Source organism: Vibrio galatheae, assembly GCF_000967545.1.
GTDB lineage: Bacteria > Pseudomonadota > Gammaproteobacteria > Enterobacterales > Vibrionaceae > Vibrio > Vibrio galatheae.
Window position 1 is genome coordinate 1 of sequence record NZ_JXXV01000014.1, and the last position, 19,695, is coordinate 19,695.

A 19,695-nucleotide genomic window follows, 5' to 3' on the forward strand; every position below is an offset into this window, starting at 1 on the left:
CATCGGCATGACAACCTTCGGCGAATCTGCACCAGCTGGTGAGCTGTTCAAGATGTTTGGTTTCACAACTGAAAACGTAGTCAACACAGCGAAAGAGCTTCTAGCTTAATTACTTTTTGCTAAGCACATAAAATAGAAAACCGAGCCAAAGTGGCTCGGTTTATTTTTAGAAGTCCTAGTTCCTCGATTCTAGAAATATACCTTCTCTAGATATTCGGAACTCGCATCTAGGAACTCACTCAGTTACTATCTGTTACACGAAAATATTGTAAGGTGAAGGAAGCATGCTAAAGGTTGCAATCAATGGATTTGGTCGTATCGGTCGTAATGTACTGCGAGCAGTATATGAAAGCGGTAAAAGCCAACAGATTAAAGTGGTTGCGGTCAATGAGCTTGCTCAGCCTGATGCAATGGCACACCTACTGCAGTACGATACTAGTCATGGGCGCTTTGGCAAGAAAGTGACCAATGATCAAGAGCATATCTATATTCATCACGACAGTAGTGAGTTTGACTCCATTCGCATCCTTCATCTAAGTGAGATCGAGCTATTACCTTGGCGCGATTTAGAGGTTGACCTTGTTTTGGATTGTACCGGTGTGTTTGGCTCTCAAGCTGATGGGCAGGAACATATTAAAGCGGGCGCGAAGAAGGTGCTCTTTTCTCATCCTGGCGCCAGCGATCTCGACAACACTATTATCTATGGCGTTAATCACGATACACTTAAAGCTGAGCATAAAGTCGTTTCCAATGGTTCGTGTACCACTAACTGTATCGTTCCTATCATTAAAGCGCTCGATGACGCTTTTGAAATCGAATCAGGCACCATTACTACCATCCACTCGTCGATGAACGATCAACAAGTCATTGATGCTTACCATTCTGACTTAAGACGAACTCGTGCAGCGAGCCAATCCATCATTCCTGTTGATACAAAATTGCATAAAGGTATTGAAAGAATTTTTCCGAAATTTTCCAACAAATTTGAGGCTATTTCGGTTCGCGTACCGACTGTTAATGTAACTGCGATGGATTTAAGTGTCACAATTAATACAAATGTGAAAGTTAATGACGTAAATCAAACCATTGTTAACGCATCTCAGTGTACATTACAGGGCATTGTTGACTATACTGAAGCGCCGCTCGTTTCTATCGACTTTAATCACGATCCCCATAGCGCGATTGTTGATGGCACACAAACACGAGTGAGTAACGGGCATTTGGTGAAAATGCTGGTTTGGTGTGATAACGAATGGGGCTTTGCGAACCGTATGCTGGATACTGCGATCGCAATGCAAGCTGCTGAATAAGCCGTAAAGCAGCAGTGGAGAAAGATTTATTTTTAGCCTTGAAATAAATTAATTAGTTCTCCATATTAAGACCAGTTTGAAGAATTATTGAGCTTAGCAAGGGTTGCTGGGCGACTGAAAACTTTACTTATTGAATATTTGAGAGGACACATCATGTCTGTAATCAAGATGACTGACCTGGATCTAGCAGGTAAACGTGTATTTATCCGTGCGGACCTAAACGTACCAGTAAAAGAAGGCAAAGTGACTTCTGATGCACGTATCCTAGCTTCTTTACCAACCATTAAGCACTGTCTAGAAGCTGGCGCTAAAGTTATGGTTACTTCTCACCTAGGTCGTCCAACTGAAGGTGAATACGCAGAAGAGTTCTCTCTACAACCTGTTGTTAACTACTTAAACGACGCTCTAGATTGCGAAGTTAAGCTAGCAAAAGACTACCTAGATGGCCTAGAGCTAAACACTGGTGAACTTGTTGTTCTTGAAAACGTTCGTTTCAACAAAGGCGAAAAGAAGAACGAAGAAGAGCTATCTAAGAAATATGCTGCACTATGTGACATCTTCGTTATGGATGCGTTCGGTACAGCTCACCGTGCACAAGCGTCAACTCACGGTGTTGGCATGAACGCTCCTGTAGCATGTGCTGGTCCTCTTCTAGCCGCTGAACTAGAAGCACTAGGCAAAGCAATGGACAACCCAGAACGTCCACTAGTTGCTATCGTTGGTGGTTCTAAAGTTTCTACTAAACTAACAGTTCTAGAGTCTCTATCTAAAGTTGCTGACCAACTTGTTGTTGGTGGTGGTATCGCAAACACATTCATCGCGGCAGCTGGCCACAACGTAGGTAAGTCTTTATACGAAGCTGACCTAGTTGAAACTGCACAGAAGCTAATGAAAGAGTGCTCTATTCCAGTAGCCACTGATGTTGCATGTGCAAAAGCATTTGATGAGAACGCAGAAGCTGAAATCAAGAACGTTGCTGACGTAGCTGACGACGACATGATCTTCGACCTAGGTCCAGATTCAACTGCTGTTCTAGCTGAAATCATCGCTAACGCTAAGACAATCCTATGGAATGGCCCTGTAGGTGTATTCGAGTTCAAGAACTTCGAAGCAGGTACTAAAGGTATCTCTGAAGCAATCGCTCAGTCTGCAGGCTTCTCTGTAGCGGGTGGTGGTGACACACTAGCTGCTATCGATAAATTCGGTATCAAAGCTGACGTTTCTTACATCTCTACTGGCGGCGGTGCGTTCCTTGAATTCGTTGAAGGTAAAGTACTACCAGCAGTGGCGATGCTTGAAGAGCGCGCTAAGTAATTAAGTGAAAGCGGGGGAGTGATTCTCCCGCTTTCTTGTTTGCTGCACATCACATTTTTTTGCTAGAATAGCGCACGTTGTGAGCAAACGTTTGCATGAATTTAAACTTAACAAGTTTTATTTTTAAAACGACAGATAAATAGGATTACATCCATGTCTAAGATCTTCGATTTCGTAAAACCAGGTGTTATCTCTGGCGATGACGTACAGAAAGTTTTTGAAGTTGCAAAGGAAAACAACTTCGCTCTACCAGCAGTAAACGTAGTTGGTACTGACTCTGTAAACGCAGTACTGGAAGCAGCAGCTAAAGTTAAAGCTCCAGTTGTAGTTCAGTTCTCTAACGGCGGCGCAGCTTTCTTCGCTGGTAAAGGCGTTAAACTTGAAGGTCAAGGTGCACAAATCCTTGGTGCTGTAGCGGGTGCTAAATACGTTCACGCGGTAGCAGAAGCTTACGGTGTGCCAGTAATCCTACACACAGACCACGCTGCTAAGAAACTTCTACCTTGGATCGACGGTCTACTAGATGCTGGCGAAGAGTTCTTTGCTCAAACTGGTAAGCCTCTCTTTTCTTCTCACATGCTAGACCTTTCTGAAGAAACACTAGAAGAAAACATCGAAACATGTGCTAAGTACCTAGAGCGCATGGCTAAAATGAACATGACAATCGAGATCGAACTTGGTTGTACTGGTGGTGAAGAAGATGGCGTTGATAACTCTGATATGGATGCATCTGAGCTTTACACTTCTCCAGAAGATGTTGCATACGCTTACGAGAAACTAAGCGCAGTTTCACACCGTTTCACTATCGCTGCTTCTTTCGGTAACGTACACGGTGTTTACAAGCCAGGTAACGTTGTTCTTACTCCAACTATCCTACGTGATTCTCAAGCATACTGTGCAGAGAAGTTCGGTATTGCACCTAACGCTCTAAACTTCGTATTCCACGGTGGTAGTGGTTCTACAGAAGCTGAAATCCAAGAGTCTATCGGCTACGGTGTTATCAAAATGAACATCGATACTGATACACAGTGGGCAACTTGGGATGGTATCCGTCAGTACGAAGCGGAAAACCACGATTACCTACAAGGTCAAATTGGTAACCCAACGGGTGAAGATGCGCCAAACAAGAAGTACTACGATCCACGCGTATGGCTACGTGCAGGTCAAGCTTCAATGGTTGCTCGCTTAGAAAAAGCCTTCGCTGACCTTAACGCGGTAGACGTACTATAATTCGTCTTTACTGAGTTTATAGAAAACCCGCTCGTTGAGCGGGTTTTTTTATATCTGCTAATCAGAGGCTCGATTGATATTTACGGCTGTGCTCGTTTGGTACTGCTACACTAACTAGAAATCAGCAACTCCGCGAAACTTTTTCATGCTGTTCGCAAAAACAGCGCTTTAAGCGCAGTCAAAAATGGTATATCGTGCCAAAAAGCTGACATTGTTTCAGTGAATAGATTAATACTAGGACCTAATGGCAGTAGTGCGCAGTTGGGTTCATGCAGTCTTTAATTAGGATAGAGGATACATATATGTCAGGTGAGTCAGTAGGGATTGAAACCCCTTTGGTGGATGGCTTAAGCCACGCAGAAACATGGTTAACGAATAATTCAGATTTGTTAATTCAGTACGGTGTCAATATTTTCTCGGCACTGGTCATTCTGTTTATTGGTAACATTATCGTTAAAATGATTGCCAACAGCGTAGCAAAAGTGCTCGACAAAAAGAGCATGGACAAAGCCGTGGTTGAGTTTATACATGGCCTAGTGCGTTACGTGTTGTTTGTTATCGTTCTGATTGCGGCACTTGGTCGAATGGGCGTTGAAACGGCCTCTGTTGTTGCGGTTATTGGTGCGGCTGGCCTAGCCATTGGTCTTGCGCTGCAAGGTTCTCTATCAAACTTTGCCGCAGGTGTTCTGATTGTTGGTTTCCGTCCATTTAAATCAGGTGACTACGTAGAAGTGGGTGGTGTCGCTGGTAGTGTTGAAGCAATTCAAATTTTTCAAACCGTGCTAAAAACACCTGACAATAAAATGGTTGTTGTACCTAACGCGGGTGTAATTGGTGGTCCAATTACAAACTACTCTCGTCATGAAACTCGCCGTGTTGATCTTGTTATTGGTGTTTCTTATAAAGCGGATCTTAAACAAACTAAGCAAGTCATTCGCGATGTGCTAGAAAAAGATCCTCGTATCCTTAAAGATCCAGACATGACGGTTGGCGTATTGGCATTAGCTGATTCGTCAGTAAACTTTGTTGTGCGCCCTTGGGTAAAAACAGCTGACTACTGGGGTGTTTACTTCGATTCGATGCAATGCATTAAAGAAGCGCTTGATGAAGCGGGTATCGAAATCCCATTCCCACAAATGGATGTTCACTTGAACAAAGTGGAAGATTAATCCACTCAGATAGAAAAGCGAGGCTAACAGCCTCGCTTTTTACATTTCCAACACCTGATTGTCCAATTGATTTAAAACGGCGGGTAATTGAGCTGCGGGGATGGCGAACGTGACGTCCGGCTTGCCCGGTGTATAGAGTATTTCACTGTGCTGATAGAGCTGAGTATCAATAATAATATCGATTTCAGTTGGTAAGCCAAATGGGCAGACCGCCCCTGGGACACAGCCGATTTTCTCGGTCATCTCTTCATTGCTAACAATTGAGGGTCTTTTTCCTGTTCGCGCTTTCACCCCTTTGCTGTCTAAACGACTATCTTTGTCGGTAAGCAAAAGTGCATAGCCTGCGCCTTTCAACTTTAGGAATAGGCTCTTGCTATGGGTGCCGGACCAGCCCAGCTCCTTCGCAATCCTTTCATCAGTCTCAAAATCTAATATAGGTTCGTGCTGCCACTCTTGGTAATCGATGTTTAGCTGCTCAAGCAACCGTTTATTAAACTGATAAATTTCTTCTAGCTTATTCATGTTTTCCCTAAACCACTTGATTGTATAACTCTTTCGCCAACATTAAGGCAATCACAAACATCATCAAAGCGACAAGAATATCAATGCCTTGCTTCACTTTGGGTTGTGATAATGTTGGGCCTAGTTTTGCGGCGCCTATCGAGAGTGAGAAGAACCATACCAAGGATGCCATCATGGTGCCGATGGCAAAAGCGATTCGGTCTTGGCCACTGAATTGGCCGCCAATCGATCCTAAAATAACCACGGTATCTAAATAGAGATGCGGGTTTAGGACGGTAACGGCTAAAGCACCGAGAATCACGGCTCGTTTCCCTCTTTGCGTTTGTTTGCTCTTTGTCTCGTCTTGTTGTGGTGTTAGCGCACTTTTTAGCGACAGAGAGCCATAGAAACATAAAAACGCGATACCGCCAATGGTGACCAGCATAAGCAACACTTCATTCTGAGAGAGCAAAGCGCCGCCACCGAAGATGCCGAGTGAGATAAAAACAATATCCAGCATGCTGCAGATTGTCGCGGTAGTTAAATGATGGTGACGCTTAATGCCTTGATTGAGCACGTAAGCGTTTTGTGCACTAATAGGAATGATCATACTCGCCCCCAGCCCAAAGCCTTGTAGCATTAACCAAAGATTCACCTTATTTCTCCCAAATGGTTATTGATGCTTCAAGATAAAGAATCAAAATAAATAAGTATATTTAATGATTTTTATCCTATATAAGTTTGCCTTATATAGTGAGTATAGGGGCGAGTAATGCGTGGACTAGATTATCGTTGGATCGAAGCGTTGGAAGCTGTGGTTAAGTCAGGCAGTTTTGAACGTGCGGCGCAATCTTTGTATGTTTCTCAATCCGCGGTCTCGCAGCGAGTGAAACAGTTAGAGAGGTTCCTTGCACAACCAGTATTGATTCGTGAGCAGCCACCCAAGCCAACCCCGATAGGACAAAAGCTACTTGGCTTTTATCAACGAGTCCAGTTGCTGGAAAGTGAGCTAATTCCGGAGCTTAGTTATTCAGATGAAGAAAAAGTACAGCGTGTTTCTATTGCGACCAATGCCGATAGCCTAGCGACTTGGTTACTGCCCGCCCTTGCACCTGTAATGAAAGCACATCGAGTGGAGTTTAACTTTGTAGTGTTTCCCGAAGCTCGGACGCTACATAAGCTTAAAAACGGTGAAGTTGTTGGTGCGTTAAGTATGGAGCCCAAACCCATGGTGGGGTGTGAAGCGCCGTATCTTGGCCGTATGGACTATGTCTGTGTCGCCAGTCCTCAGTTTGCAAAAGCGTATTTCTCTAACGGTGTGAATAGAGCCGCACTACTGCGTGCGCCTGCGGTTTCGTTTGATCAATATGATCTCCAGCATCGTGAATTTCTGACCGAGCATTTCAATATTGATCCAGATGTGATTGTCCATCATCACGTCGCAAGCTCTGAAGCGTTTGTAAATCTTGCGCTCATGGGGTGTGCTTATTGCTTGATCCCTAAGTTGCAGATTGAGCAAGAGCTTGCAGCAGGCCAGTTGGTTGATTTGATGCCGGGCTTTTTCATGAGTTTTCGTATCTATTGGCACCATTGGCAACTTGAGACGGGTTTGTTGCAAGAAGTCACTCAAGCGATTACTTCCTATACTGCTGATTTACTGCCTAAATAGATTGAAGCTTAGATCATAGACTCAGTTAAATCTCTGTCAGAACTGGGTGATGTGTGTTGGTCTCTTGGCACTCTGTGCCTATGATGTATACAGTTAATGGCATTGGATAATTTAATATGAAAGTGATTCCTACCTTAGTTACGGCTTTAACGCTGTCGTTAAGTAGTGTTGGTGTGTTGGCCAATGGTCCCGATTTTCCTCATTTATCCACAACAGGTTATGGTGAAGTCGTTGCCACACCGGATATGGCTCAGTTTTCAGTAAAAATTGTTGAGTCAACCATGACTGCCGAACAAGCAAAACTGGCGGTAGATAAGGTGGTACAAGATTTTCTCGACGCACTGAACCAACAAGGAGTAGAGAAGCAAAATATCTCTAGCTCGAACCTCTACATTACCCCTCAATACCACTATCCCAAGAATGGCAAACCAGAACTGGTCGGCTATCGTGCCTCTCGCAGTATTAGTGTCACGGTTGACGATCTCGCCAATTTGAATCAGTACTTAGATCTGGCGTTAAACTCTGGTATTAACCAAGTCGATAATATTCAGTTGCAAGTCAAAGATCAGGCCAAGTATCAACAGCAAGCTCGCATGGCGGCGAGCAAAGACGCCAACAGCAAAGCGGAATCATTGGCACAAGGTTTTGGTAAAGATCTCCAAGGCGTGTGGCGTATTGACTACAAAATGTCGGGCCAGCAGCCTATTTTAATGCGCTCTATGGCAATGGACGCACGCAGTGAATCAAATGGCTACCAAGACTCAGCGATTATAATTCGTGATAGCGTTGATGTGATTTACAAGCTCGACTGAGTTTAAAAGCAAGAGGGATAACCATGCCTCGCGAATGCACTTTTGCGAGGCGTTGATATATTCAGATGGATGGACACTTGAAGTGAGAGAGTAAGAACGAGGATTTAAGCCGCCGCCGCTTGCTGCTCAATAACTGCATGAGTTTGCTGCCGATTGAGATCTAAATGCTCATCAAGTTTCTTTATTGCCTGTTTGGTGTCTTTGGCCAAAACAAGTTTCATAATGATCTCATAATCATCAAGAGTCGAGCTCATCTGTGTTAGGCCATTCGTCAGAGCATAGCATCGATAGCGTTTGATCTGAGTAAGCAGCGTGTTGAAGAAGTCCAACATATTAGGTGATTGAGAGCCTTCCATCAGGGCAATGAGAAATTGATGCTGGCGCTCTTCCCACTCGCGTGAGTCAACACCCTCTTTAGCATGATGCAGTCGCGATAACTTATGGTAACAAGTCAGTATCGCCAATTCCCAGCTTTCATCTTCACTTTCAATCGCTTGTTTGAGTAATACTGCGGAGACAAAACGCAAGCTTTGGTAAAGGTCATTGAGCTCATCAAGGGAGATAGAGGCAACACTGCACCCTTTTTGTGGTTGCAAGTTAACGTGCTTGCTCCAAGACAGTTGCACCAGTGCTTCTCGAATAGGTGATGCACCGACATTGTATCTCTGTTTGAGGTCAGCCACGACAAGCTTTTCATCCGGTTGAAGTAGGCCATTCAAGATATCTTGAACAATCATTTCAGAGACTTTATCTGTTAATGTCGGGCTAGGCACACTGAATTCCTTATCAATTGACGCTGCATTTTATGACCACAAAAATCCACTTAAACAGTATGTGGTACTGAGATTCTCAATGATGATACAACCTACCAATTAGCCCGGCAAGGCAAAAATAATCAAAAAAAAGAGGACCTAAGTCCTCTTTAATAGAATGCAATTGTAAGCGCGTAATTATAGTACGTGTACAGATGCAGTGTTTGTTGTACCCGAAGCAACTAGCGCGCCAGATACCATAACAACGATGTCGCCTTTCTTACCTAGGCCAGACTCTAGAGCAAGTTCTTTACCCGCTACGTAGAATGCGTCAGTGTTTTGGATAGACTCAACAACAACTGGAGTTACACCTTTAGTTAGAACTAGCTGTGCAGCAGTCTTAGTGTTAGTTGTTAGTGCTAGGATGTTTGCTGTTGGGAAGTACTTACGTACAGAACGTGCAGATTTACCACCTTCAGTTGCCACAACGATTAGAGGAGCTGCCAGCTTCTCTGCTGTGTCTACTGCGCCTTTACATACTGCTTCAGTGATGCGTAGACGTGGGCTATCTAGACGATCACCTAGCTCGGCTTTTAGTACTGAATCAGTACGTTTTGCGATTTGAGCCATGATAGTAACAGCTTCAACAGGGTATTTACCTTTTGCTGTTTCACCAGAAAGCATTACTGCATCAGTACCGTCCATTACCGCGTTAGCAACGTCGCCCGCTTCTGCACGAGTAGGACGTGGGTTGTTGATCATAGAATCAAGCATTTGCGTTGCTGTGATAACCATCTTACGTGCACGGTTACACTTCTCGATCATCATTTTCTGAGCGAAGATTACTTCTTCAGCTGGGATTTCAACACCTAGGTCACCACGAGCAACCATGATGCCGTCAGAAAGCTCTAGGATCTCGTCGAAGTTATCAACACCTTCTTGGTTTTCGATCTTAGAGATGATGTGGATGTTCTCGCCGCCGTTTGCCGCTAGAACTTCACGGATTTCTTGAACGTCAGAAGCTTTACGGATGAAAGAAGCTGCTACGAAATCAACGCCTTGCTCACAACCAAATTTAAGGTCATTTTTATCTTTTTCAGATAGTGCAGGTAGGTTTACAGATACACCAGGAAGGTTAACACCTTTGTTTTCGCCTAGAGCGCCATTGTTAAGCACTTTACACTTAACTTCAGTTTCAGAAGTTGCGATAACTTCCATCTCGATTAGACCGTCGTCTACTAGGATAGTGTTACCAACGCTTAGGTCTGCTGCGAAACCTGGGTATGTTACTGCTACTTTATCTTTGTTACCTACAACTGAAATGTCAGTTGTGAAAGTGAACTCTTGACCAGCTACTAGATCAACGTCGTCGCCGTTTTCTAGTTTGATAGTACGAATTTCTGGGCCTTTAGTGTCTAGAAGAATCGCAAGTTGCTTACCTGACTCTTCCATTACTTTGCGGAAGTTTGCGATACGTGTGCCGTGCTCTTCGTAGTCACCGTGAGAGAAGTTCAGGCGCATTACGTTCATGCCTGCGTTTACTAGTTCAGTTAACTTCTCTACTGATTCAGTTTTAGGGCCAATCGTACATACGATTTTGGTCTTTTTCATGGAAGATACTCTCCGGTCGATATAGTTACAATTTGAAAGTCGGTTGTTGCTCTGAAACCAAGGCTGTCATCTAGGCATTTTGTGCCTGCCAACTCGTGAAACAGCAATACAACTGGTTGGCTCCAGAACTGAAAGTCTTTCACTAAGTTTAGTCATTTTATGACCAACTTGATGACGTGATAGGCCGCATTTATGTGACAACACTAGGATATAATGGCTAGATTGCAAAAAAATAACGGTCAATTCTGTAATTTTTTTTCTTTTAGGGTGCGAATTCTACCACCTAATGATTTCAATATCACTGGTTAAGAATTGTCTTAGGACAAGGTTTTTGCGCTATTTATTAATTTTTTGGTTCAAAATAAATGGACATGAATCTTTCGTTTTGACTATAATTGCTTTCAGTTCGAAACTTGAATGTTTAAATTAAATGTCGAAACGAAACACTCAGATCAGAAGACACGCAATTTCCAGCCTAGTAAATGAAAAAGGTGAGGTTAGTGTTGATGCTCTATCACTGCAGTTTGAAACTTCAGAAGTAACGATTAGAAAGGATCTTGCTTCGTTAGAGAAAAATGGTCAACTGCTGCGCCGCTATGGTGGAGCGATCGCACTACCGAAAGAAGTCGTAAGTGAAGAGTTGAATGAAATTGTTTCGGTTCGGAAGAATGAATTGGCAGAAGCGGCTGCTAAGTTGATCAGAGAACACAACCGGATTGTGATTGATAGTGGTAGTACCACGGGCGCACTGATCAAGTTACTTGATGGCATGCGTGGATTGGTGGTGATGACCAACTCACTCAATGTTGCTAATGCGCTGAATGAATTAGAGAGTGAACCTACCTTGTTGATGACGGGAGGAACGTGGGATGCCCACTCTGAGTCTTTCCAAGGACAGGTTGCTGAGTCTGTTCTCCGATCTTATGACTTTGATCAGCTATTTATTGGCGCGGATGGGGTCGATTTAGAGCGTGGTACAACAACCTTCAATGAGCTGGTTGGCTTAAGCAAAGTGATGGCCGAAGTATCACGTGAAGTGATTGTGATGGTCGAGTCAGAAAAAATAGGCCGCAAAATACCCAACTTAGAACTTGCTTGGGATGCTATCGATATTTTAATTACGAATAAAGACTTGAAGCCTGAGTATAGACAAAACATTGAATCTCATGGTGTCAAAGTGCTTTGTGCATAACGTTAAACAAATCTTTTAATATTACTTATCCGAATCAGGCCTTTGCTTGCTGCCTATCGGAACCGATAACTTGGAGTTAATTATGTGTGGAATCGTCGGTGCAGTAGCACAACGTGATGTCGCTGAAATTTTGGTTGAAGGTTTACGCCGTCTAGAGTACCGCGGCTATGACTCGGCTGGTGTTGCAGTCGTAGATAGCGAATCAAACCTCACTCGTGTTCGCCGTCTAGGTAAAGTACAAGAACTGGCAGATGCGGTTGACGCTGCGAATGTTATCGGTGGAACAGGTATTGCGCATACCCGCTGGGCAACGCACGGTGAACCATCAGAAATCAACGCACACCCACATATGTCTGGTGATATTGCTGTCGTGCACAATGGCATCATTGAGAACCACGAAGAGCTACGCGAACTGCTGCAATCACGTGGTTATGTGTTTGAATCTCAAACTGACACTGAAGTTATCGCGCACATGGTCGAGTGGGAGCGTCGCACATCGGAAACCTTGCTAGAAGCGCTACAAAAGACGGCAAAACAACTTGAAGGTGCGTACGGTACCGTGGCAGTTGATCGCAATGATCCTTCGCGTATTGTCGTGGCACGTTCAGGTAGCCCGATCGTGATTGGTTTTGGTGTGGGTGAAAACTTCTTGGCATCGGATCAATTAGCACTACTGAGTGTTACTCGCCGCTTTATGTACCTAGAAGAAGGCGATGTTGCAGAGATCACCCGTCGTGACGTGACTGTATTTGATGCAACAGGTACTAAAGTTGAGCGTGAGATCGTTGAATCAAACGCGGAGCATGATGCCGGTGATAAAGGCCAGTACCGCCACTTTATGCAAAAAGAGATCTTTGAGCAGCCAACTGCGCTGATCAACACCATGGAAGGTCGTATTTCTGACAAAGCAGTGGTTACCAGTGCGATCGGTGTCAACGCGGAAGAGATCTTAAGCAAAGTGGATCACGTACAGATCATTGCTTGTGGTACTTCATACAACTCAGGTATGGCGGCGCGCTACTGGTTTGAATCTATCGCGGGTGTCAGCTGTGATGTCGAGATTGCTTCTGAGTTCCGTTACCGAGACTTTGTGGTTCGTCCAAACAGCCTATTGGTCACACTGTCTCAATCGGGTGAAACTGCAGATACGCTAGCGGCGCTGCGTTTGGCAAAAGAGAAAGGCTACATGGCCGCGATGACCATCTGTAACGTGGCTGGTTCGTCATTGGTTCGTGAGTCGGATTTTGCTTTCATGACGCGTGCAGGTACTGAAATCGGGGTTGCGTCAACTAAAGCGTTTACCACTCAACTTGCTGCAATGCTGATGATGGTAGTATCAATTGGTCGTTTACAAGGTCGTGTTGATCAAGCGCGTGAAACGGAAATTGTCAAAGCGCTGCATGAGCTGCCTTCTGCGATTGAACAGGCACTGGCATTTGATAAAGAAATTGAAGCGCTTGCTCCTGACTTTGCCGATAAACACCATACCTTGTTCCTCGGTCGTGGTGAGTACTACCCAATTGCGATGGAAGCGTCGTTGAAATTGAAAGAGATCTCTTACATTCACGCTGAGGCGTATGCGGCGGGTGAATTGAAGCATGGCCCTCTTGCCTTGATTGATGCCGATATGCCAGTAGTGGTCATCGCGCCAAGCAATGATCTACTTGAGAAACTAAAATCGAACGTGGAAGAAGTACGTGCTCGTGGTGGCTTGCTGTACGTCTTCGCGGATGCAGACGCTGGTTTCGAAGGTGATGAGAGCATGAAGATCATTAAGATGCCTCACGTTAACGAAGTGACAGCACCGATCTTCTACACAGTACCAATGCAGTTGTTGTCGTACCATGTTGCCTTAATTAAAGGTACCGATGTAGACCAACCGCGCAACCTAGCCAAAGCGGTGACGGTTGAGTAAGGCTCATTTCTATTGATAAAAAAGGTGTCGGTAGACATTAAAGTCTGAAACTGTGACACTAAAGTTTGAAACTGTGACACTAAAGTTGAAAACTTTTTAAACCCGGTTAAACTGATTAAAAGTTGACCGGGTTTTTGTTATGGCAAAATCAAAGTACGTTTTAACTGAAAAGCAAATCATCAAGCGAATAAATGAAGGCCGAGGTGCAGGAAGGCTTTCTGACTATAAGCCGTGGCTGTATGTTAATGAGGTCCCTTCGGAAGGTCGATCTCAGAGAGTCTACTCCCACCTAACGGGCCGGATTCATCATGTACTATCGGACCTTGAGTTCGCAGTCTTTCTCCTTTTAGACCATAACCCTGCGGTAACAGATATTCGTGAGCAGTTTCCACTCAACAGGGATGATACTCTCAATATTTCCAAGGAAGGTCAGCTTTGGCACCCTTCTCAAGGAGGGGTAAACCTTGTAATGTCCTCAGATTTTTTGGTTAATACCGCTTCTAAAACTCAGCCCCAGTTTGCAATTCAAGCAAAGTACTCCAAAGATTTAAAAGACCCAAGAACCATTGAAAAGCTTGAAATAGAACGCCGTTATTGGCAGCTAAAAAAAATCCCCTGGTTCCTCGTAACAGATAAAGAGATAGACAAAACAGTCGTATCTAATATTGAGTGGTTATACGGGGTTAAGGGCTACTTTGATGAAGTAATAACGGATGAGCTATCGCTTACGTTTGAGCATATCAGTGCTTATTTTGTTCAACACCCAGAAAGAAAAGTCGTTGAGCTGTGTAAAGAGTATGACATGGCATACCAGCAAGATCTTGGTCGGTCGCTTTATGATATTCGTTTAATGTGTGCAGCAAGGCTTATAACGTTCGATATTCGTTTACCATTTCATAGTTTGAAAGCGAAAGAAATTGCGTTTAGAAGCGAATCTTTGTTCGGGGGGCATTGTAATGTGGCCAGTTAACGAAACTCTAGAGTTTGACGGTAAGGCTTACCGTGTGCTTTTTACCGAGACAAGTTACTTCTATTGGATTGCTATTGAAGAGGATAAAGGTTTACCGGAAAGAGTTTATTTTGATGAATGCCGCAACTGGGTCGATGAAGGGCGTATAGACAAAATTCCTGACCCTTATTCATACCTTCAAGGAGAGTCTTGGACCAAAGAGTCAAATGCATATCAGAAAAGGCAGAACGACTTTGATTTGATTAAGCCTATCGTAGAAGGTGAAGGAGCGTTTGACAAAAGGGTTCGAGCCAAAAGGGTTAGTCATGCGGTTGCTAATTCAAATAAAACCAAATCGACCATCTATCGTTTAGTTCGGAGATATTGGCAGCGTGGGCAAATAAAAAATGCCCTAATACCAGATTACAAAAACTCAGGCGCTGCCGGAAAGAGAAGAAACTTCACAACAAATAAAGCTGGGAAGTCTAGGGTTTACGGTGTCGGTGATGGCAAACAAGTCACTGAAGAAATTAGAAAACAGTTCCGAATTATTTGTGATAAATATTTGATGAATATTGAAGGGAACTCCGTTGCTTATGCACATAGGAAGTTTTCAAAAGCATATAAGCTAAAGAACCCAGATGTTGAAGAGCATGAAATTCCAACACTCCGCCAATTTAGGTATTTCTACAAAACCGAGTATAGCAAGGTCACAAAGCTTACCGTTCAAACACCTCAAGGCAATTACAATAAAGATGTTAGGCCACTACATGGAACTGCAACCGAGCAAGCTTTAGGCCCAGGTAGTCGATATGAGATTGATGCCACCATTGCAGATATTTACTTAGTAGATGATGACGATGCAGACAAGGTTATCGGTCGGCCGACGATTTATATGGTCATTGATGTTTTTAGTCGTATGGTTGCAGGGTTTTATATTGGTTTCGATAACCCATCTTTCCCCGTTGCAATGAAAGCACTGATATGCAGCTTTAGCAGCAAAATAGAAACTTGTGCAAAATATGGTATCGATATTTCAGAAGAACAGTGGCCATGCATAGGTATTCCCGATGTGTTGCTGGCTGACCGCGGTGAATTGATGAGTCACCAAGCAAATTATTTGGTTGATGCTATTAGTGTTCGACTTGAAAGTGCTCCACCTCGAAGAGGCGATGCTAAAGGCATTGTCGAGAGATCATTTGGCACGCTACAGGCTAAGTTCAAGCCCTTTATGCCAGGTGTCGTAACTGGTAACAAGGTTAAGAAGCACGGTGAAAAAGATTATAGGGTTGAGGCTGCTGTCGCGAGATCTGACTTTGTTGAGATATTGCTTTATTCAATACTTGCTCACAACTTAAATAAACCTTTAGAAAAGTACGATCGTGCTCCTGATATGCCAGAAAGCCTTCCATCGCTCCCTATTGAGCTTTGGAGGTGGGGCCTACAGAATCGTACTGGGCGTTTACGAGCTATTGATACGGATATTGCAAAAATACTGCTGTTACCTCGTCAAAAAGTCACTGTATCTGAATTGGGCATAAAGTTATGGGGATTAACCTACACAGGAAAAGAAATTATTCAGACAGGTTGGATGCACCGTTCTTCGGAAGTATCTAGACCTAAAAAACTATTTGCAGCCTATGATCTTGGTTCTGCTAATCACATATATCTGTTTCCTGAAGAAGGCAAAAATACATTTTGGGTTTGTGATCTTTCTAGTCGAAGTAGAGAGTTCCGTGATCTAACTTGGTATCAAGTATGGGAACGTCAAGCAGCTCAAAAGCAGATTTTAGCTGAAGCTAAGTATCAATTTGCACCCGTAGAACGAGATTTTGATGATCTTCTTGAAAAGAAACTGAAGAAAGCTACAAAGAATCGTAAAACCAGTACATTGAGCAACGCGCAAAAGATAAATGACATCAAAGGCAATAAACGGAATGTTCGAGAGCAAGAGAGAAAGGAATTAGCAATACAGCCAGTTAGGGCTAAACAAGAAGAAGTCGCGTCGGTGATACCTTTAAAGGGAGAGGAGGAAAGTTATCAACTGCCTGACTTCATACCGGAGCTATTTGACGATGAGGATGATAACTGATGAAGAAAAGCCAAGATCATCGTGTAGTAGCCGTCTATCAAAGTGCTACGCTCTCAGCTTATCGAAATAACCCGTTGATAGAGGCATTACCACCGATAAATAGTTTCCTAGACGACTCGATTGCTCTGAAGGGCTCGTTAAGGTGTACCGCAGAAGATATCCATCGAAATGGCACCGAAAGAGCGCATAGTATCTGCCGTGTTATTGATGATTTTTTCCAGCCCCTCAGTCAGCACATACAGTTGCATGAACGACTTTCATTGATGATACGGCGTGGCTATGTTGGAAGAAATCCCGAAACAGGTGATTGGGCAAGACATATACAAAATGGTTACGAGCGTGTTTTATCTGGTGATTTGAAGGCGATAAAGTTCACGGAAGTTAGTTCTACAGCCCAAAGCATGACATTGATTGGATGTAGCGGAAATGGCAAAACAACGGCGATCAAGCAGCTTTTGTCGTTATACCCTCAAGTTATTTACCACCCTGACAGAAATCTTGAGCAAGTCGTTTATCTAAAAATTGACTGCTCCCATGATGGATCACTGAAAGAGCTGTGCTTGAACTTTTTTCGTGCGATGGATAGAGCATTAGGGACATCCAACTACGAAAGACAATACTCGATGAGCAAAAGACCGAGTATTGAAACACTTTTAGCTGCAATGGCTCAGGTTGCAAATGCTCATGCAGTAGGTGTTCTTATTATTGATGAAATACAGCACCTTAGCCGTTCTCGCTCTGGTGGCTCTGAGAAAATGCTTAATTTCTTTGTAACATTAGTAAATACCATTGGCCTTCCTGTGATTTTGGTTGGAACACCACGAGCCCGCGAGATATTTGAGGCTGATATGAGATCTGCAAGGCGAGGCTCTGGTCTTGGAGCGATTTTTTGGGATCCAATGGAAGAAGGAAGAGAATGGAAAGCGCTCACGGATAAGTTATGGACTCTTCAATGGCTACAAAAACGTGATGAGGTGTTGTCGGATGACATTCGTTCTCTATGGTATGAGCTAAGCCAAGGTGTCTTGGATATTGTGGTTAAGCTATATGTCTTGTGTCAGCTGAGAGCAATCGCGACAAAAGTAGAAAGGATCACACCTAAATTAATGCAACAGGTTTACAAGGATGAATTAAAACCTGTTCACCCAATGCTAGCTGCTCTTCGCTCGGGTGATGTCGAAGAAATGATTAAGTTTTCAGACCTTAAACTAAGCAACACTGATAAACGGTTACTTGAGTTGCAAAAACAGGTAGCAACAACTGTTCAGCAGACACCAGAGGAGTTTGCATATCAACAGCTCAGAACCGATGAAGAGCGACGTGTATATATGGCCCTAAAAGATGAGTTTGACTCAACGCTTTTAGCTCCTGTAATACGACAGCTATTTGATCAACATCCTGATTTGACATGGATAAGCTTACTCCCATTGGTACATGAGCAACTTGCCAATCCTGAGCCGTTAAAATCTAAAAAAGAGGCTAAGCCAAGTAAGGGCAAGAGGGCATCCGCAATCAAACAGACTCAGTGGCATACCCTTGATAGTGAGGATTTGAGGTTTGTTCACTCTCAATCTGATTCTGATAATGAAGTGTACACAGCAATGTCAAAGTCGGGTTTGATTCTAGACATTCAGTCACTGTTAGAAAAGGTGGTTTAATATTGCACTGCTTCCCTGTCCCTTATCCAGATGAATTAATCTATAGCTTGGTGGCTAGAGCTGGAATTCGCAGTGCGATTACAAGTTCTAAACAGCTACTAGATGAAGTGTATGGTGACAGAAAAGTGATTGCGACAATTGATCTGCCTAGTCATTTGTCTTCGATATCAGAGCAGCTAGTTAACACGGGACGATTTGACGTCCAACAGCTTATTTATGAACATACAATGTTCCCGATTTACGCTCCTTTTGTTGATGAAAGCATTAGGATTAGAGCGATGGAGCGAATGGAACATTGCGCTAAGGGCTCTGTTCATCTAATGCTAGGAGCCCCAGCTTCTATTGTAAAAACGTCGGATAACTTTTGTGTTTGCCCAGCTTGTGTCGCGGAACAAAAGCAAAAATATGGGGAAAGTTATTGGTCTAGATTGTGGTTTTTGCCATCTTTACCTCACTGCCCTAAGCATGGACTTCTAAGTCAATCGACAGCCTCTTACCATGATAGTAGGCACACGTACCATGCATGTGGCCGAATACAATGTCAGCCCCTTTTAAGTAATACCACGGATAAAGCGGAGCAGCAGGTTGCTTATTTGGCCAACAAAGCTAAAGAGGTAATGTGCTTACCAGCCCAAGACTCTCCGACTCAGCGTCAATGGAGTCTTTTCTACAATCATCTAGCACTCGACTTCGGGTGTAGAAAAGGTACTAAACAGATAGCACACGATAAGATTGCAGATTTAGTTGTAAGTAAAATCGTTACCCCTGAGTTAACTATCAATTCTGATAGAGATACTAACTGGCTTCGAACGATATTTCGCCGCCATCGTACAGCTTTTAGCTATCTACAGCACTTAACGGTTTGGTCTGCTTTTATTCCTGAAATATCGGCTAGTGAAATCATTAAAGAAGTTAAATCAAAAGAGAAAGTGACGATATCCTTCCCTAAGGACAATGCTCACCTTACGCCAAATTCAAATGAGGAAAAACGTAAGCAGTGGCGTTATTTAATAGACAAGACTTCGATTAAGAAAGCACGCAAACTTCCAGGTGGTGGTGCACTGTATGCTTGGCTGTACCGAAATGATAGAGATTGGCTATTAGCTTTCAATCGAATCCATCAATCCCAATCTCATGTAAGGCAGAAAAAAGTAGATTGGAGCGCAAGAGACCGATCACTAACTAAGCAGCTTATTAGGATTGTCGAACGATTAGATACCGTTATTGATGGCTCTCGAAGAAGCAAAAATTTCTTACTTAAGCAGCTAGATGATTACGGCTCGGTGAGCAAAAAACTGAACTTATTACCCTTGCTATCTCTTACTTTGAACCGTTATCAAGAAAGCGTCTTTGAGTTTCAAGCTCGTCGGCTAGTCATGGCAGTAATCGCAAAATCAAAAACAGGTTCAGGAATGAGTCGCTGGCAATTGATGCGTTCAGCAAGCCTTCCCGACGAAAGAATAATGCCAGTTATCGCAGATTTACTTGGCTGGGTAACTACAGGATCAGATTACAAATAAG

The 19,695-nt window shown here is 43.5% G+C and carries 16 protein-coding genes; 12 read left to right on the forward strand and 4 right to left on the reverse strand.

Annotated elements, in window-relative coordinates; translation table 11 throughout:
• Positions 1 to 284 precede the first annotated feature (284 nt).
• The 4 genes from epd (at position 285) to mscS (ending at position 5,023) form a co-directional block, all read left to right on the forward strand.
• Positions 285 to 1,310: an erythrose-4-phosphate dehydrogenase gene (gene epd, locus TW81_RS07125; RefSeq protein ID WP_045955024.1), complete on the forward strand. Its 1,026-nt coding sequence runs from the start codon at positions 285 to 287 to the stop codon at positions 1,308 to 1,310.
• Between the two features lie 153 nt (positions 1,311 to 1,463).
• Complete coding sequence (locus TW81_RS07130; protein WP_045955025.1) at positions 1,464 to 2,624, forward strand: phosphoglycerate kinase; 1,161 nt, start codon at positions 1,464 to 1,466, stop codon at positions 2,622 to 2,624.
• Positions 2,625 to 2,777: 153 nt separating this feature from the next.
• Positions 2,778 to 3,854, forward strand: a complete 1,077-nt coding sequence (gene fbaA, locus TW81_RS07135; RefSeq protein WP_045955026.1) for a class II fructose-bisphosphate aldolase — start codon at positions 2,778 to 2,780, stop codon at positions 3,852 to 3,854.
• 302 nt (positions 3,855 to 4,156) lie between these two features.
• A complete protein-coding gene (gene mscS / locus TW81_RS07140; RefSeq protein ID WP_045955027.1) occupies positions 4,157 to 5,023 on the forward strand; it encodes a small-conductance mechanosensitive channel MscS in 867 nt (288 codons plus the stop codon).
• A 39-nt stretch (positions 5,024 to 5,062) separates the two neighbouring features.
• On the opposite strand, the gene TW81_RS07145 is transcribed toward mscS, so the two are convergent.
• Together TW81_RS07145 and TW81_RS07150 are read right to left on the reverse strand one after the other, a co-directional pair.
• On the reverse strand, positions 5,063 to 5,545 hold the full coding sequence (locus tag TW81_RS07145) for a YbaK/EbsC family protein (protein ID WP_045955028.1): 483 nt from the start codon (positions 5,543 to 5,545) through the stop codon (positions 5,063 to 5,065).
• Between the two features lie 7 nt (positions 5,546 to 5,552).
• Positions 5,553 to 6,164 (reverse strand): LysE/ArgO family amino acid transporter, encoded by a 612-nt coding sequence (locus TW81_RS07150; protein WP_420835059.1) that lies wholly within the window; start codon positions 6,162 to 6,164, stop codon positions 5,553 to 5,555.
• A 132-nt stretch (positions 6,165 to 6,296) separates the two neighbouring features.
• Between TW81_RS07150 and TW81_RS07155 the strand changes: the two genes are divergently transcribed.
• Together TW81_RS07155 and TW81_RS07160 are read left to right on the forward strand one after the other, a co-directional pair.
• Entirely contained in the window at positions 6,297 to 7,193 is an 897-nt protein-coding gene (locus TW81_RS07155) for a LysR family transcriptional regulator ArgP (protein WP_045955030.1), read from the forward strand.
• Between the two features lie 116 nt (positions 7,194 to 7,309).
• Positions 7,310 to 8,005 carry an oxidative stress defense protein gene (locus tag TW81_RS07160; protein WP_045955031.1) on the forward strand — a complete coding sequence of 232 codons (696 nt, stop codon included), beginning with the start codon at positions 7,310 to 7,312 and terminating at the stop codon, positions 8,003 to 8,005.
• A gap of 104 nt (positions 8,006 to 8,109) precedes the next feature.
• On the opposite strand, the gene TW81_RS07165 is transcribed toward TW81_RS07160, so the two are convergent.
• Positions 8,110 to 8,778, reverse strand: a complete 669-nt coding sequence (locus TW81_RS07165) for a GntR family transcriptional regulator (protein ID WP_084715830.1) — start codon at positions 8,776 to 8,778, stop codon at positions 8,110 to 8,112.
• A 177-nt stretch (positions 8,779 to 8,955) separates the two neighbouring features.
• Positions 8,956 to 10,368 (reverse strand): pyruvate kinase PykF, encoded by a 1,413-nt coding sequence (gene pykF / locus TW81_RS07170; protein WP_045955032.1) that lies wholly within the window; start codon positions 10,366 to 10,368, stop codon positions 8,956 to 8,958.
• Positions 10,369 to 10,798: 430 nt separating this feature from the next.
• Between pykF and TW81_RS07175 the strand changes: the two genes are divergently transcribed.
• The 6 genes from TW81_RS07175 to TW81_RS07200 all read left to right on the forward strand — a co-directional run bounded on the left by TW81_RS07175 (position 10,799) and on the right by TW81_RS07200 (position 19,694).
• Complete coding sequence (locus TW81_RS07175; protein ID WP_045955033.1) at positions 10,799 to 11,560, forward strand: DeoR/GlpR family DNA-binding transcription regulator; 762 nt, start codon at positions 10,799 to 10,801, stop codon at positions 11,558 to 11,560.
• An 82-nt stretch (positions 11,561 to 11,642) separates the two neighbouring features.
• Positions 11,643 to 13,475, forward strand: a complete 1,833-nt coding sequence (gene glmS / locus TW81_RS07180) for a glutamine--fructose-6-phosphate transaminase (isomerizing) (protein WP_045955034.1) — start codon at positions 11,643 to 11,645, stop codon at positions 13,473 to 13,475.
• A gap of 139 nt (positions 13,476 to 13,614) precedes the next feature.
• Entirely contained in the window at positions 13,615 to 14,445 is an 831-nt protein-coding gene (locus TW81_RS07185; protein WP_045955035.1) for a heteromeric transposase endonuclease subunit TnsA, read from the forward strand.
• Positions 14,432 to 16,516, forward strand: coding sequence for a DDE-type integrase/transposase/recombinase (locus tag TW81_RS07190; RefSeq protein ID WP_045955036.1), 2,085 nt, complete (start codon positions 14,432 to 14,434; stop codon positions 16,514 to 16,516). Before TW81_RS07185 ends, TW81_RS07190 begins: the two co-directional genes overlap by 14 nt.
• Positions 16,516 to 18,174, forward strand: coding sequence for an AAA family ATPase (locus tag TW81_RS07195; protein WP_045955037.1), 1,659 nt, complete (start codon positions 16,516 to 16,518; stop codon positions 18,172 to 18,174). The genes TW81_RS07190 and TW81_RS07195 overlap by 1 nt, the downstream gene beginning before the upstream one ends.
• Positions 18,175 to 18,176: 2 nt before the next feature.
• Positions 18,177 to 19,694 carry a TnsD family Tn7-like transposition protein gene (locus TW81_RS07200; protein WP_045955038.1) on the forward strand — a complete coding sequence of 506 codons (1,518 nt, stop codon included), beginning with the start codon at positions 18,177 to 18,179 and terminating at the stop codon, positions 19,692 to 19,694.
• The last annotated feature ends 1 nt before the right edge of the window (position 19,695 follow it).